This window comes from Armatimonadota bacterium (genome assembly GCA_037138755.1).
In the GTDB taxonomy this organism is placed as follows: domain Bacteria; phylum Armatimonadota; class Fimbriimonadia; order Fimbriimonadales; family Fimbriimonadaceae; genus Fimbriimonas.
The window spans coordinates 137,510-152,649 of sequence record JBAXHT010000001.1; the positions used below are offsets into that span (position 1 = coordinate 137,510).

The window sequence follows — 15,140 nt, forward strand, 5'->3', positions numbered from 1 at the left end:
GCCGAGCTTGCTCGGCTCTCGATAGTAGTTTTCAGAAAACCACCGCGACAAGTCGCCAGAAACCAAAGCGGTGCCGTGCCACCGCACTCCAACCTAACTTCGCAAAATTTTCGCCATCGGACGACCCTTCGCTAGCTCATCAACAAGCTTGTCCATGTACCGAAGTTCCTTCATCAGCGGATCCTCGATCTCTTCGATCCGAACCCCACAGATCAATCCAGTGATCAAAGCCCGATTCGGATTCAACGCAGGAGCTTGGGCAAACATGTCCTCAAAGTTCGTCCGAGCCTCGATTAGCCCCTCTAACTGCTCCTGCGAATAGCCCGTCAGCCACCGAATCACCTCATCCAGCTCCGATTTGGTCCGCCCCTTTTTCTCGACCTTCACAAGGTAATGCGGATACACACCCGCAAAGGCCATCGTGTAGATTCGGTGCTTTTCCATAGGTTTACTCCTTCAAAAACAGCGTTACCGCTTTAGATCGCGACAAGTCGCTGATAGTCTAAAGCGGTAACAAGTGAAACGCTGTCCCAAACGGCGTCAGACTTTAACTGAGAACCCTGGTCGGAAGTCTGGTTTGATTAGAGAATCAAACTCAGACGTTCCCTTCACCTTCATGTTCTTCGCGTCCCACTCCAGGCGAGGGCCGTCGGCCCAGATCGCGAGGTTTCCAAGTAGAACGGCTTCCGTCAATGGCCCAGAGTAACCAGGGAAGTTGGAGACGGCTTGGGTGCCGGTCATGCAGGCGTTGACCCACTCCTTCATGTGCCCTGGCGAGACCACGACTTCGGTGTCCGGAATCGGATTTCCGCTGACCAAGCTGAAACGAGTGTTGCTCTCATCTGCTCCGAAAACGGTGTCCTTTTCGCAAACGACGATCACACCGTTTCCGCCATAAGTGAACAGCTCAGCCAACTCTTGCGGTGGCTTTTTGCCGCCGTCATACCAGTGGAGCGTGAACGGGTCCATTTTGCCTTTGGCTCCGTACTCGTAAGTGACGTGCGCCCAGGTCGGGAAAGACTCCTTGTTGTGTCCGCTCGTCTTCGCCTGAACGGCGAGCGGCGCGTCTAGCCCGAGAGCCATGTGCGGCATGTTAAAGATGTGGCATCCCATGTCGCCAAGGGCCCCGGTGCCGAAATCCCAGAATCCGCGCCATGAGAAGTGGTGGTAGCCGTCTGCGTAGTCTCGCATCGGTCGAGGTCCGACCCACATGTCCCAATCCAGACCCTTGGGAACCGGCTTTGAAGCTGGTCGGGGAATTCCTTGCTCCCAATAAACCTTGGCCCGGTCGGTCCAAAGGTGAATCTCCTTCACTTTGCCCCAGGTGCCTTCACGAATCAGTTTCGCGACCTTTCGCATCTGCGTGCTCTGGGTCGAGTTGTTGCCCATCTGAGTAATCGCTTTCTTCTTCTTGGCCAGAATGGCAAGCTGACGGGCTTCCCATATCGTTCGGCAAAGCGGCTTTTCGGTGTAAGTGTGCATTCCGGCGTGAAGAGCCAGGACCGTTGCCGGAGCGTGGTGGTGATCCGGAGTGCTGATGATCACCGCGTCCATCTTGCCCTTCATCATCGCAATCATCTCTCGGTAGTCATCGAATGCCGCCGCCTTCATGTGCTCGCGCTGCGCCTTGATTCGGTCTTCCAGATCAACATCGCAAAGGGCAACGACCTCAACGCCCGCCTCTACCGCCTGCTCGCGGCCGCTCCAACCTTTGCCTCCGCAACCGATGATTCCGACCCGAAGCTTTTGCCCGGGAGCCATTGGCTTCTGGGTCTCACCCAGTGCCGAAGCACCTAATCCCAATCCAACCGTAGCGGCAACACCGCCCCGCAATACGTCCCTTCGTGAATAATTTCCGCTCATAACCAGACCTCCCCGATGTTACTTCTTAGCCTTCACTTTCAGTGGACGAATCTTGATATTTTTGAATGAAACGAGTCCATGGTCGCCTTGGATCGCAATGTGGCCGATCCCTGCTTTCGCAAACTCGGGGTACACGTGAAACTTGCTCTTTTGCACCCGCTCCAAAAAGTCAGGACTGCCTAATACGAAGTCGAAGTAACGGACTCCGTTCACCTCAACAAAGCACTTCTTCGGATCGATCATGATTCGGAATCGATTCCACTCGCCTATTGGCTTGACGGCATCTTTGTCGGAGCGATACAACTCGTAAAGGAAGCCCGCAAGCTGACCCTTCGGGTCAACTGCCTTATCCATAATCTGGATTTCCGGACCGCTAAACCAAGGTGCTCCACCTGAGTCCAGGACGTGGAACATCACTCCGCTGTTTTGCATGGCTGGCATCTTCCAGTCGAGTTGAAGCTCAAACCAGTCGTACTTCTCGTCAGTCAGGATATCCCCCGCGTTATGCGGATCCTTGCACTGCAGCTCGCCATTCTCGATCACCCAGCCAGGCTTGACTCCGGTGCCCTTAAAGTTGTGCCACCCCTTAGTCGATTGACCATCGAAAAGCAGCTTCCATCCCTGCCGCGCTTCCTTGGCGGAGAGGACGTTGTCAGGACCAAACAAAAAAAGGGCGCACAGTGCAGAAGCAACCATGCGCCAATTCTACTTCAATGAACCTATTTACTTAGGCATTGCTGCGCGAGACTCAATTTCCTCTTTGGAGTAGCCTCTGTCTTGCATCACCTGACTCTGAGATTTTGTTGGTGGCGGTGCGAACTGGGAGCCATCGCTTCCAGTCGGTTCGCCACAGCCAGCCGAAGCAACGTAGCCCACCAGCAACGCCGCGGCAACGTATCTCAGTCGTTCGACCAAGCTCGCCCCCAGAACTTGTGGATGTCCTTTGTTTGCATCACATTGCAGTACTGAGCGGTTGTTCCCGCCTCAGTCAATGCCGGGTTGATCGAACTGTAGCCGACGAACTTCTCCCGACCAAACTTTGCTGCGTGGCCATCGGCATATCCTCCAACCAACTTGTTGTTCGGATAGAACCGCCGCGCATCCCAAACCAGGTTGTCCCAGCTAAATCCATCGATGTATTGATCGATGTACGGCCACGAGGCATTGCGACCAAAGAATCGCATCCAACCGTAGTCGAGCCTGCCGTATTGAACCGGAGCGAGTGCCAGCCTCGAAGCTGAATCTTCGAACGATGTGAGCGAGCGTGATGCTTCGACCGACCAGTTCACTGACGTACAGGTTCCGCTGTAAACCTTTGAGTAACCGTCGGTGTTAAGCGAAAGATTCACGGCCCACTGCCACGCGTACGAGTATCCCGGATAGTACGGGTCGGGGAAGTTGGTGCCGAGTCGCTCAGCGCGGGTCTTGTCCCAGAAGATCGAACGATTCTTGACATATGGATCGATTCGTCCCACCCAAGTGTCGGTCGAGGTGTAAGGTGCGGAACCGTACTCAGGCACTGCCATGTCGTCAGCGTCAGTGCTGTACATAGGCAATGCAATCGCCAGTTGCTTCACACCAGACAGCGTTGAAGCGATCTTCGCCGAAGTCTTCGCCTGAGCAAAAACTGGGAAGAGGATTGCGGCGAGAATGGCAATGATGGCAATGACTACAAGTAGCTCGATGAGTGTAAACGCTCTTCGCATAGCCTATTGTCGCGGGGGAAGATTAGGGCCTGGTTAAGTATATGTTTAGGTTTCGTTATTAACTCAAGCTATCGCTTCTTGCTCCAGAGTCTCAGACTCAAGCTAATCAACTCAACTTCCATGTCTCAATCTTGCGATCGGCTGAGATTTGCTGACAGTCAAATGGCAAGCTACATAATGTACAGCGCATGGACGAAGTGAACTCAAACAGTGTCGCCACTTTCGCCGTCGCTCCAAGGGCGGGCGTAGGCATCGTGTGCGTGCGCTACAACTCAAATCTGAGCCGAGTTTTTTATTGGAACTTGCAAGACGACTCCTTTGAACCCGGTCAAATGATCAAGGCAAGCGCATTTGTCACCACAATCTCTTCGGATGGCAAGTATTTCGGCTACTGGGCGGATGATTGGGGAGAACTGGTTGAGTGTTACTTGTGCTTGGCCCATGTCGGCTACTTCTCAGCTCTAGCTTGGTTTCCAACGTACGTCAACACGGTGAGAAACATTCAGTTTCTGCCTAACGGCAATGTCGAATACGTTTCGAATCGAGCGTATGCCGTCCGGACAGGCGAAGTATGCCCGCCAGATATCATCACTCCAGGATGCCCTTTTGAAATTCACCCTGCCTCGTGGGACTCAATCGGTCACAGCGACGGACTTCGCGAGTGGCACGATCCTCGTCGAGACCGAAGATATTGGACCGAACGCAACCAACTGCTTTACCGCGTAGGCGAGAGTGAGGAAGTCCATATCCTCCGTACCTTCGAGCGCGAACGGTTTCGAGCCATTCCGCCGCCCGGCTGGGCTCAAGCGTGGTAAGACTTGATTCCTTGCATTAACTCGTAAATTGTTTCAGCCCGTTTTACGGCCTGAAACCCATGGAAATCGCCGTGGCGATGAGCGATGTTGAGCCACTGCTTCAGCCGAGCCAGAGTCCGCCGATCCGTCCCCGGATGAAACTGCTCACACCAGTAAATGAGCCGCTGCAGCCGCTCAACCCAATCCAAAGGCTCCATGCCCGTCCCTAACCCCAACTCCAACCCGATTCGCGATGCGAGCCCCGGAGTCGCCAGCCCACCGCGACCGATCATAAAGTGCTCGCATCCTGTCACCTCGCGACACTTCAAAAAATCCTCAAACGAAAAAATATCCCCATTCGCCACCACCGGAACCCCGACGAGTTCCCGAACTCGTCCCAAGTGCGGCCAAAACACCGGCGGCTCGTATCGCTGGGTCCGGGTTCGTGCATGCAGAGTTAACCAACTCGCCCCACCTTCGACCGCCATCGGAGCATTCTCGAAAACATCGTCAATCGATTCCCAACCCAGCCTGAGCTTCGCTGAAACTGGAACTTCGGCGGGAAGGGCATCTCGTACGGCGCGGACGACTTCACGAATCCGACAAGGAGTCCTCAGCAACGAGGCGCCACCGTCGTTCCCGTTCACCGTGGGTGATGGGCAGCCGAAGTTGATGTCGATCGACTTCGCCCCCGCCCGGACTGCCGCCATCGCAGACTGCGCCATGCGCTCCGGATGCCCTCCCAGGATCTGAACCTGAACCGGCAACCCGGTCACCGTCCGACCCTCGTTTTCCAACTCAGGCACTTCGCGTCGAAAGACCTTCGCGGGCAACGCCTCTCCGCTCACGCGAACAAACTCGGTAACACAATAACTGAAGCAACCCCACTCTCCCACCAGTGCCCGCATCGGGGCATCGGTGATGCCATCCATCGGAGCAAAAACCAGAGCAGGGGTACCAGCGCGGATCAAGATGAAACCAGTAAACCCGGTACCCTCAGGCGGATGGGCTTTCCGACTTCAATGCCGGACATACTGAACTTGGCACACGAGCTGGTCCCTTACTCAAAAGTCGTGTCTTCGACTCCGCTCAAGGGCGGAATTTCGGCGCAGATGTTCCTGCTTACGCTCGAAGGCCCGGATGGTGCGGTCGAAGCATTTACCCTCCGAAAGCCAGGAGACTGGGGCGATGAAGAGTATTCGACGAAGGCCAAGCGGGAGTTCCTGAAGTACCAGTTTGCGTTCGAGGCAGGGCTTCTCGGGCCAGAACCTGTCAAGTGTTTTGATGCCTTCTTCGTGCTACGATACATTGACGGCGCGCCGGACTTGTCCGTTGAGCAGGCGAGCGCGTTTGCAAGTCAGCTCCCCGGACACTTGGCGAAAATACACCGAACCGAGATTTCGGACCCCGCTGCCTCAATGTTGCCAAAGACCAACCCCTCCCCTACGGGAACGGACTGGCAACCACGCGTTCGAGAAATATTGCTTGAGCATGGTCCTCCTAGAGATGAGCCAGTGGCACTCTGTCATGGAGACTGTTGGCCTGGGAATGTGCTGTGGAATGGAGCGCAAATAGTCGGCCTGATCGATTGGGCGGAGATTCACGTCGGGCCACCGCTTGTCGATTTGGCGATCTCGCGGTTCGACCTCTTCCTTGCATTCGGCTGGGAGACGGTACACGAATTCACTCGGCAATACTTCGAATACAACCCTATCGATTCAGAGTATCTCGCCTACTGGGACCTCCGGTGCTCGCAGAGGATCGGCGACAAATACGAGGACTGGGCCGCGAGCTTTGTTCCGCTGGGAAGACCGGACGTTACCGCTGACTTCATGCGACACCGCCAAACGGAATTCATCGAAGACGCCATCGCCAGGCTGTAAACTCCTATTCGATGCGAATTTTGGTCACGGGGGCGACGGGCAATATCGGGACGGGGATCATTCCCCTCCTGCACAGCAAGGGGTATGAACTAGTCCTGTCGGACCTCGGGAAGCTTCCCGAGTCTCTTCAGCCATTCACCGAGAGCTACCACCAACTCGATATTCAAACCGGATTCGGCCTCGACCGTGCCGCTGAAGGCTGCGATCTCATTCTGCACCTTCCGGCTTGGCACGGCATCCACTGGAACGTCAAAACCGAAGTTGATTTTTGGAGGCTGAACGTTGATGGCACGTTCTACGCCTTCCAAGCCGCCCGGGCCAACGGCATCAAGAAGTTCGTCTTCCTCAGCAGCCAGGCATGGCATGGCCACTATGACAAATACGGCTTCACGAAGCGCGTCGGCGAGGAGCTTTGCGAGTATCACAAACACCAGAACGACATCAGCTACGTTGCAATTCGTCCGGCAGACCTCACGCCCTGGAGAGACTGGGTTTCGCATTACGGACCGAGGCTGCTGTACGGTGGTGTTGATCGGCGAGACGTTCTCGAAGCCATCTTTTGCTCGGTCAATCACTTGCTTCAGAACGACGAGTTGCAAGGCTTCCCGGTCGACGCGATGCGCCCCAATGCCTTCACCGCGGAGCAGATCGAAAACTGGGAAACCGACCCACTCGTAACCTGCGAAGCCATTTTTCCGGGCTATCGCGACTTGGTCGAGAAGTACGGACTGGAGATTTCTAGGAAACCGGGACTCACTCCACCCCTTCTCGGTGCCGAGACAGTCGGCTTCAAACCCGCGATTAACTTCGGAACGTTTCTCACGGAATTGCGAAAGTTGGACTCTGAAATTGGCGAAGAAGCCGTGCGGGCGATCACCTGCGATTACCGTTGAGACGGTGCAAAACTTTTTGTAGACACCTCTTGCAATATAGTAGATTCTTGTCTATACTTCTTTCCGAGGCAGAAGGATGGTCGCGGAGCGGAAATTGATGGATGGGTTGAGCGAAACCCTCAAACGGATCTGGGGATTCGAGTCTTTGCGGCCGTTGCAGCAGGAAGTTGTAGAGTCATCGCTGGCAAACCGGGATGCGGTTGTGGTGATGCCGACCGGCGGAGGAAAGAGTCTCTGCTTTCAACTTCCTGCTTTGCTTTCGTCGTCGCTTACAGTGGTGATTTCGCCGCTGATTGCGCTGATGAAGGATCAAGTCGATGCGCTTCGGGTTGTGGGAGTTGAAGCGGCGGCACTCAACTCTTCGATGGAGGAGGAAGAAGAGGCCGATACTCGGCGTAAGGTTTTGCGCGGGGAAATGCGGTTGCTGTACGTCAGCCCCGAGCGGTTGCTTTTGTCTTCTACGTTGGATTTATTGCGGCAAGCAAAGGTTGCCCGGTTCGCTGTGGACGAGGCGCACTGCATCAGCGCGTGGGGACACGATTTTCGGCCCGAGTTCCGCCAGTTGGGGCGGCTCAAAGAGCTGTTTCCAGAGATTCCGGTTCAGGCGTTTACGGCGACTGCGACTCCGCAGGTTCAGCGCGACATTGCAATTCAACTGCGGATGGAAAAACCGCGTCGGTTTGTCGGGGTCTTTGATCGTCCCAATCTGACTTACCGGATCGTTGCGAAAGACGACGCGGTTCGGCGGACTGTCGAGGCCGTGCAGCGCTACCCTGATGAGGGAGTGATTGTTTACTGCCTGTCGCGAAAGGACACCGAGACGATCGCGGGAGCCTTGATCCAGCACGGCATTGAGGCCGTGGCGTACCACGCAGGGCTTCCAAACGGAACGAGGAAACGGATCAGTGAGGATTTCGCCCAAGAGCGGGCGAACATCATTGTCGCAACCGTGGCATTCGGAATGGGGATCGACCGCGCCAACGTCCGGTGCGTGATCCACGAGTGCTTGCCGAAGAGCATGGAAGGTTACCAGCAAGAAACCGGTCGAGCCGGACGAGATGGGTTGCCCAGCGAGTGTGTGTTGCTGTACAACCACGGCGACATTCTTCGGCTGAAGAGGCTATTGGAGGGCGGTGAAGCCGACCTCATGGCTCATCAGCTAAAGCTGTTAGAAGAAGTTCGGAAGTTTGCGACGAGCCACCAGTGCCGGCACAAATCTTTGAGCGAATACTTCGGCCAAGACTATGCGATTGACTCGGAAGGGTGCGGGGCGTGTGACGTGTGCTTAGGTGGAATGCAGCCGCTCGAAGGGGCAACCGACAAGGCCCATCAGATTCTGCGAACGGTACTCAGTTTGCGGTCCAAAGCCGGAGTTGCGTTTATCGCGGGAGTTCTCACCGGGTCTCGAGCCAAGAAAATCTCCGATCGGAGCGGGCACCTTGCGGCGGGGTTTGGCGCATTTGCTTCCGAAGGTGCGGACCGAGTCACTGCATGGGTTCATCAACTACTGGACCTGGGATTGCTCGTAAGCGAAGAGGGCCCATATCCAACGATCTCGGTGACGCAAGAGGGACGGAATGTTCTTGACAGCGGAGTGGAAGTCGAAATGATCGAAAACTCTGCTCTCGTTCAACCGGCGAAAGCCCGGGCGGCAAAGGGAGCCATCGAGGTTCCCGGAATGGATCACTCCCTGTTCGAAGTGCTTCGCGCCTGGCGAAAGGAGACGGCGCAACGACTTGCGGTCCCGGCCTACGTGATTCTGCACGATGCAACCCTAATGCGGCTGTCGGCGGTTCGACCGTCAACGATTCAAAGGTTAAAGTCGTTGCCTGGGATCGGAGAAAAGCAAGCGACCAGCTATGGAGACGAGCTTTTGGAACTGATCGCGGCAAGCGGGTTAGCGATGGATCAAGAACTGGTGGTTGTTCCAAAAGAGAAAGTATCCAACCTGCCGGACAGCACCAAGAAATACGCCGCGAGTTTCCGAGAGGGCAAGGACCCCGCAGAAGTGGCAAGACTGCACGGGATATCGGAGCGGACGGCTTGGAATCATCTCGCAACCTGGATTGAGTACGAGAAGCCTGAGACCGTTCGATGGGTATCTGAAGAAGTATTCGCGAAGGTGAAGACGGCGTTGGAAGTGACTAAAGCAGACCTACTCAAGCCGGTTTTCGAGCACCTCAACGGTGAGGTGCCCTACGAACACATTCAGGTTGTGAGAGCAAGCCTACGGTAAAACGTTGCCTGCGGCGCGGTAGATCTCGTACCAGTGTGGTCGGGACAAGGTGATCTTGCACGCTTCGGCGACTTGACGAACACGGTCTGGTGTCGTGGTGCCAAGAACCGTCTGCATCTTCGCCGGATGCCGCTGGAGCCAGGCGATCGCGAGTCCGGTCGAAGTCACGCCGTATTCCGCTGCCAATGTCGACAAGACCTTGTTCAATTCAGGGAACTTGGGGTTGTCAACGAAGACGCCTTCGAAGAACCCAAATTGAAATGGCGACCAAGGCTGAATCGTGATTTTTTTGAGACGGCAATAGTCCAAGATCCCGCCGTCCCGGTCAACCGAAGTCTCCCACTTCATGTTCGCCGCGATTCCTTGATCGATCATGCCGGTGTGCATGATGCTCATCTGCAACTGGTTAGCGTGGAGGTGCATAGGAAGAGCCGACTGCAGCAGCTCGATCTGGTTAGGAGTTTGGTTACTCACCCCAAAGTGCCGAACCTTACCAGAAGTCACGAGAGTATCGAACGCAGAAGCAACCTCGTCCGGTTCGACCAGAGTGTCCGGACGGTGAAGGAGCAGGAAGTCCAAATAGTCAGTGTCGAGCCGAGACAGGATTGCATCAACCGACGACAAAATGTGTTCCTTGGAAAAGTCGAAGAACCCTTTTCGAATCCCGCACTTGCTCTGGATAACCAACTGAGAACGGGACAACCCGAGACGCTTCACAGAAGCCGCAAAAACCTCCTCGCACTTCCCACCGCCATAGATGTCGGCATGATCGAAGAAGTCAATTCCGAGGTCAAGCGAAGAGGAAATCAGCTTGTCCAGATCCCCGTTCGCCATCCCTCCGATGCGCATACAGCCAATGGAAACCTCCGAAGCCATCACCCCCGAAGTGCCGATCTCAATTCGATTCATCGCGGCGAGTCTACTAGAATCTGACCAACCTTCTCCAAAATCGCAGAATGTTCGGGATGGATTCGCCCGTCGGGCGTCGGTCCGATTCCGAGTAAGAAGTTGCCGCCTCGTTCGTTAGTAAATCGAATCTCGTCTACGACTGTCTCGGCGGATTTGGCTGTCTGACCTTCGACGTATTTCCAATCAGGACAGAGTGGCAAGCAGGCTTCCCAGGTAGAAGGCAGGGCTTCGGCAGGTATCTCACGCTCGGGCGTCACGAAGTCCTCGAATTCGTCGCCGACGGCGCGGTTCGCGACGATCAGCCCCGGCTGCAACGTGCGAGCCATGGTGACCAGCTCCGCCATGCGAATGTCTTCTTTGGCTCGGACCCAACCACCGTCTAGCCAGAGGATATCGACGGGGCCGTAGTTGGCCATCAGCTCTCGAATCTGCTCGTGGGTGAAAGATACGAACTTCTCCCATTTTTCGGGGTCGTCAACTGTATTCGCACGTTGCGAAGTAGGATTCAAGGCCGGGTCCCAATAGTGCTTGCAGTGCCAATCTGGCTTCGAAAAGTACACCGAAATCGCTATGCCAGCCCTGCGGCAGGCATCGAACAGTTCACGGGTTACGTCTCGGTCGAACGGGCAGACTGAGCCAGTGATTTTGTAATCCGTCGTGGCCGTATCCCACATGCAAAAGCCGTCGTGGTGCTTCGTGGTGAAGCAGACGTACTTCGCTCCAGCAGCGACGAACGCCGCTACCCACTCGTTAGCATCGAACTTAGTCGGGTTAAACGTTCCGGGCAACGCCCAATAGTCGGCTTGGTAGCGGGCTAAATCGCGATCCCGTTCGACCCAAGACTTGATCTCGTCGCGCCGCGACCACTCGCAGTCCTGCACCAGAGTCCAACTCTCGCAGCAGTCCCACTGCGAATACGGCCCCCAATGAACAATGATCCCGAACTTCAGCGACCGAAACCACTCAAGCCGACCCTCCAACCACTCCGGCTTCTCGTACTTCTGGTCCTTCGTGTAGCTAACGACGTCTTCTCTCATTATTATCCCGTGTGCGTATTCCCTGGCGCATAAGGGTGGGAGATGGATTTGTAGTATTCGAGCGAGTGCTCTGGAGCATCGAAGCCTTTTGGCAAAGGCAAGCCATTCAAGCTCTGCCAGTAGGCAATCGAAGCATCTCGCCACCACTTGGCTTCCTTGTGCTGAATCTTGAGGAACTCTGTGACTTGGCCATGGCGAGCGGGGTCGATTTTGGACTTCAGTTTCGCCCATTCATCTTGCATAGAGGCGACTTCGGACACGCCAGAGGTGTATCGCGAGACGAGCTCCTCCCAGACGGTTTTTCCCGAGCCGAGGCAGTGGGTCCAGGGGACGTGGTGGAACCAGAGGAGCAAGTTGTCGGGGGTGGTTGAGGGCTTGCCCCAGATCTCCTGCCAGCCTGGCGCATACTGCTTCAAAGTCCCCGCCGCCACCCGATCAAACCCGATTCCATTCTGATTTGCGCGGTGGAAGTACACCGGGTTCCAGTCGGCTCGGCCCAGGTTGTTCACCCAAGGACCGGGGCCGTAGTGATGCCCGGTCGCCATAAGGTGAGTCAGGCCGAGCGGGCCGGTGTAGTTCACAACCGCCTCTCGTGAGCGCATCATCATCCGGCCAATCGGCTTGGCCACCGCTGGACCAAAGGTCATCCGAGCCCACTCATCAGCGACTCTTTCGGCACCCAGGGTTGGGTCCCAAGCGAGTCGTCCGAGTGCGTACCAGTTGGCCTGATCGAAGTGAGAACCACACCAGTTTCGATCCGAGCCGATGTTGGAAACCCCGGCGATGCCGGTCAAGGTGTCTAAAACCTTCTGTTTGCCAACAAGTCGGGTCGGAGAAGCTAGGGCCTCCTGCCACATGGTTCCAAGATACGCTAGGTGGGTCGCGAAGCCTAGATATTCCTTTGTCACCTGAACCTCCATAAGCGACGGAGTCTTTTGCAGAGCGCCGAACAAAGGGCTGAATGGCTCGCGAGGTTGGAAGTCGATAGGACCGTTCTTCACCTGGACGATCACGTTTGGAAGGAACTTTCCGTCCAAAGGCTTGAATTCGTTGTAAGCCTGAGCAGCGCGGTCTACCGGAGTTTTGTCGTCATACACAAACGCCCGCCACATGAGGATTCCGCCGTGAAGCCCAAGAGCCTCCGCGATCATGTTTGCCCCGTCGGCGTGTGATCGTCCGTAGTTCTGGGGTCCCGGTTGGCCTTCAGAGTTGGCTTTGACGACGAATCCGCCAAAGTCATGAATCTCCCCGTAGATCTCGGCGACTTTTTCTTTCCACCACTGCCTGACTTGGGGATCCTGAGGGTCAGCTGTTTTCAGTCCGCCAAGCTCAATAGGAGCCGAGAAGCGTGCGGTGAGATAGACCTTGATTCCATAGGGTCGGAGAGTATCGGCGATCGCTTTGGTTTTGAGGATGTAGTCCGCGCGAAGCACCATGGCGTTTGCGTTGACATTCGTCAAGACCGTCCCATTAATACCAATCGAGGCATTTGCCCGGGCGTAGTCGGTGATACGCGGATCAACGTATTCAGGCAGTTTGTGCCAATCCCAAATGGACTGCCCTGCGTAGCCGCGCTCCACTGAACGGTTCAAGTTATCCCAGTGGTTGAGCAAGCGCAAATTGTAGCGGGGCGCCGAGTAGTACCGCTTTGTTGGAAGCGGCTTTCCGCTTTGCAACTGGCGAAGGAACCAAAACGAGCCGTACATGACTCCGAGCATCTCGTGTCCCGTAATCACGTGGACTCGCTTACCGTTTATCACCGCTGGCAAATACACGAATGCCTCATCGTGCAACGGTCCAAGATCGACATTCAGCTCTCCGATCAGCTGGTTCGACAATGGTGTGCCAATGACAACGGCATCTTGCTTTGTCAACTTAGTACCAAGCGGAACCGAGCGTCCAAGCATCGCTTTTAACCCCAATTTGAGTTCAGTGTGCGCCTGTTTCAGGTATTGGCTGGTGGGTAGCTGACACACGATTTGGCTAACCTCCACTCGGTTCGGGACTGACAACAACCCATACCGCATCCAAAGCTCGTACCCATCTTCGGCGAGCAGGGACGACGAGGCGACGGCAGTTAGCATGAGAATCAAAAGGCGGCGGAGAAACACCACGGACGGCGTGATTTTACGAGAAATCTGATAAGATTTGGCGAATCGTGGCAACAAAGGCCTCCGCTACCCCCACTCGAGTCCGCTGGACAGTCTGCGCACTGCTGTTTTTTGCGACCACGATCAACTACCTCGACCGGCAGCTTTTCTCGAATCTGGTTCCTTATCTCGAAGATGATCTACGACTCGGACCCGTCGATCTTTCGCTCATCAACGTCAGCTTTCTGATGTCGTACGGACTCGGAATGCTCTTTGTGGGAAGGCTGATTGATACGTTTGGCACCAAGAAGGGCCTCGGGATTTCGTTCCTTCTGTGGAACGTCTCGGCGATGCTCCACGGGCTGGTGGGCGGGTTCGGCGCACTCGCGGTTGTCAGAGCTTATCTGGGAATCACTGAAGCCGCAAACTACCCGGCTTGCGTCAAGACGGTCGGGGAGTGGTTTCCGAAACAGGAGCGCGCGACGGCAAATGGTTGGTTCAATGCAGGCTCAAACATCGGGGCCGTACTTGCTCCGATCCTAGCGATCTCACTCGCCGAGGCGGTCGGCTGGAAGGCGTGTTTCTTCATCCTCGGCGGAGCCGGGCTCACATGGATTTTCTTCTGGCGGCGCTTGTATCACGCGCCGTCTGAACACCCTTCGGTTTCTAACGAAGAACTCGCGTACATACGGCAGGATGGCGAGAACGAGTCGGAAAAGATGTCGTACTCAATCCTTTTGGGTCTGAGACCTGTATATGCCGTCGCGATTGCCAAGTGCATCAGCGAGTCGCCTTGGTGGTTCTATCTCACTTGGCTGCCAAAGTTTCTCTCCGACGAGTTTCATCTCAACGCGACTTTCATGCGGATCGCGATACCGGTTGTGTATCTCATCGCAGACTTTGGCGCGGTCGGTGGTGGCTGGTTCTCTTCACGTTTGATCCAGAACGGCGTCGAAGTTGGGTTTGCGAGGAAACGGGCAATGCTGATTTGCGCGCTTTGTGCTCTGCCTGTCATGTCAGTCGGCTGGCTGATTCAAGCTAAGGAAGTCATGGGTATCCCAGCGGTCGCGATTGTGATTCTACTCGTTGCCATCGCTGCCTCGGCTCACCAAGGGTGGAGTTCGAACCTGTACACAATCATTTCGGACACGGTTCCGAAGTCGGGAGTCGCGATGACGGTCGGCGTTGCGACCTGTGCCGGAGTTACGGGAGCTTCGATCTTTCAAGTCTTTGTTGGCAAGGCGGTGGAGCTAACGGGTTCCTACTCGGTGTGCTTCATCATCGCCGGGACCCTTTATTTGTTTGCTCTCTTAGCGCTGCATCTTTTGCTCCCGAAAGTGGAAATGAGCAAGCCTTCCGTCCGAGTTTCTCCGGTGATGGTTGGCGGGATTGCTCTGGCGCTAGTAGGAGTGTTGGTCGTGCTCCAGACTCAGCTAACAAAACCTCCTTTCCAAACCCAGGGCGACTATGAGGCAAAGATCATTAGCAAAGGCGGGACGTCCCGTCCGCTGGTAGATGCCAAAGTCGGCTGGATGCGAGCGACCTGGTTCAGACTCAGCGAACCAGGAAAGCCGGACCGGTTCGAACTCGTGAAGTTTGACGACGCCAGTAGGCCGGTGATTGAAAAGAAGCCAATCAAAGACCTCAAGAAGTATCAGGGCCCGACGATGGCTGAGATCGAGAAACTATAGCGCGCCAAAAACTTCCCACTTTCAACTTCTTCCCTCCA

13 protein-coding genes are annotated in these 15,140 nt (G+C 55.6%); 5 read left to right on the plus strand and 8 right to left on the minus strand.

Translation table 11 applies throughout. The annotated features are described in order from the left end of the window. Positions 1–93 precede the first annotated feature (93 nt). The 4 genes from WCK51_00615 to WCK51_00630 all read right to left on the minus strand — a co-directional run bounded on the left by WCK51_00615 (position 94) and on the right by WCK51_00630 (position 3,569). The gene (locus WCK51_00615) at positions 94–444 is read right to left on the minus strand and encodes a DUF2200 domain-containing protein (GenBank protein ID MEI7575368.1); all 351 of its coding nucleotides are present in this window, start codon (positions 442–444) and stop codon (positions 94–96) included. A gap of 96 nt (positions 445–540) precedes the next feature. Further along, positions 541–1,863: a Gfo/Idh/MocA family oxidoreductase gene (locus tag WCK51_00620; protein ID MEI7575369.1), complete on the minus strand. Its 1,323-nt coding sequence runs from the start codon at positions 1,861–1,863 to the stop codon at positions 541–543. Between the two features lie 18 nt (positions 1,864–1,881). Then, entirely contained in the window at positions 1,882–2,559 is a 678-nt protein-coding gene (locus WCK51_00625) for a DUF1080 domain-containing protein (protein ID MEI7575370.1), read from the minus strand. 203 nt (positions 2,560–2,762) lie between these two features. Further along, complete coding sequence (locus WCK51_00630; protein MEI7575371.1) at positions 2,763–3,569, minus strand: prepilin-type N-terminal cleavage/methylation domain-containing protein; 807 nt, start codon at positions 3,567–3,569, stop codon at positions 2,763–2,765. 188 nt (positions 3,570–3,757) lie between these two features. On the opposite strand from WCK51_00630, the gene WCK51_00635 reads away from it, so the two are divergent. After that, entirely contained in the window at positions 3,758–4,384 is a 627-nt protein-coding gene (locus WCK51_00635) for a hypothetical protein (GenBank protein ID MEI7575372.1), read from the plus strand. Here WCK51_00635 and WCK51_00640 read toward each other — a convergent pair. Next, positions 4,372–5,334, minus strand: a complete 963-nt coding sequence (locus WCK51_00640) for a tRNA-dihydrouridine synthase family protein (GenBank protein MEI7575373.1) — start codon at positions 5,332–5,334, stop codon at positions 4,372–4,374. The two genes, WCK51_00635 and WCK51_00640, sit on opposite strands and share 13 nt — an antisense overlap. 33 nt (positions 5,335–5,367) lie before the next feature. On the opposite strand from WCK51_00640, the gene WCK51_00645 reads away from it, so the two are divergent. The 3 genes from WCK51_00645 (at position 5,368) to WCK51_00655 (ending at position 9,375) form a co-directional block, all read left to right on the plus strand. After that, positions 5,368–6,246: a phosphotransferase gene (locus WCK51_00645; GenBank protein ID MEI7575374.1), complete on the plus strand. Its 879-nt coding sequence runs from the start codon at positions 5,368–5,370 to the stop codon at positions 6,244–6,246. Positions 6,247–6,257: 11 nt separating this feature from the next. After that, positions 6,258–7,139 carry an NAD-dependent epimerase/dehydratase family protein gene (locus WCK51_00650; protein MEI7575375.1) on the plus strand — a complete coding sequence of 294 codons (882 nt, stop codon included), beginning with the start codon at positions 6,258–6,260 and terminating at the stop codon, positions 7,137–7,139. Positions 7,140–7,245: 106 nt separating this feature from the next. After that, positions 7,246–9,375 (plus strand): RecQ family ATP-dependent DNA helicase, encoded by a 2,130-nt coding sequence (locus WCK51_00655; GenBank protein ID MEI7575376.1) that lies wholly within the window; start codon positions 7,246–7,248, stop codon positions 9,373–9,375. Here the strand turns inward: WCK51_00655 and WCK51_00660 are convergent. Genes WCK51_00660 through WCK51_00670 form a run of 3 tightly spaced genes read right to left on the minus strand, consistent with a single transcriptional unit; the run spans position 9,367 to position 13,435 of the window. Continuing rightward, positions 9,367–10,284, minus strand: coding sequence for an aldo/keto reductase (locus WCK51_00660; protein MEI7575377.1), 918 nt, complete (start codon positions 10,282–10,284; stop codon positions 9,367–9,369). The genes WCK51_00655 and WCK51_00660 overlap by 9 nt on opposite strands. Continuing rightward, positions 10,281–11,321, minus strand: a complete 1,041-nt coding sequence (locus WCK51_00665; GenBank protein MEI7575378.1) for an alpha-L-fucosidase — start codon at positions 11,319–11,321, stop codon at positions 10,281–10,283. The genes WCK51_00660 and WCK51_00665 overlap by 4 nt, the downstream gene beginning before the upstream one ends. 2 nt (positions 11,322–11,323) lie before the next feature. Next, positions 11,324–13,435: an alpha-glucuronidase family glycosyl hydrolase gene (locus tag WCK51_00670; protein MEI7575379.1), complete on the minus strand. Its 2,112-nt coding sequence runs from the start codon at positions 13,433–13,435 to the stop codon at positions 11,324–11,326. Positions 13,436–13,479: 44 nt separating this feature from the next. Between WCK51_00670 and WCK51_00675 the strand changes: the two genes are divergently transcribed. Continuing rightward, the gene (locus tag WCK51_00675; protein MEI7575380.1) at positions 13,480–15,102 is read left to right on the plus strand and encodes an MFS transporter; all 1,623 of its coding nucleotides are present in this window, start codon (positions 13,480–13,482) and stop codon (positions 15,100–15,102) included. Positions 15,103–15,140 lie beyond the last annotated feature (38 nt).

Coding starts and splice junctions, on each gene's coding strand:
- WCK51_00615 (MEI7575368.1), bottom strand. CDS start 444: ATGGAAAAGCACCGAATCTACACGATGGCCTTTGCGGGTGTGTATCCG.
- WCK51_00620 (MEI7575369.1), bottom strand. CDS start 1,863: ATGAGCGGAAATTATTCACGAAGGGACGTATTGCGGGGCGGTGTTGCC.
- WCK51_00625 (MEI7575370.1), bottom strand. CDS start 2,559: ATGGTTGCTTCTGCACTGTGCGCCCTTTTTTTGTTTGGTCCTGACAAC.
- WCK51_00630 (MEI7575371.1), bottom strand. CDS start 3,569: ATGCGAAGAGCGTTTACACTCATCGAGCTACTTGTAGTCATTGCCATC.
- WCK51_00635 (MEI7575372.1), top strand. CDS start 3,758: ATGGACGAAGTGAACTCAAACAGTGTCGCCACTTTCGCCGTCGCTCCA.
- WCK51_00645 (MEI7575374.1), top strand. CDS start 5,368: ATGGGCTTTCCGACTTCAATGCCGGACATACTGAACTTGGCACACGAG.
- WCK51_00650 (MEI7575375.1), top strand. CDS start 6,258: ATGCGAATTTTGGTCACGGGGGCGACGGGCAATATCGGGACGGGGATC.
- WCK51_00660 (MEI7575377.1), bottom strand. CDS start 10,284: ATGAATCGAATTGAGATCGGCACTTCGGGGGTGATGGCTTCGGAGGTT.
- WCK51_00665 (MEI7575378.1), bottom strand. CDS start 11,321: ATGAGAGAAGACGTCGTTAGCTACACGAAGGACCAGAAGTACGAGAAG.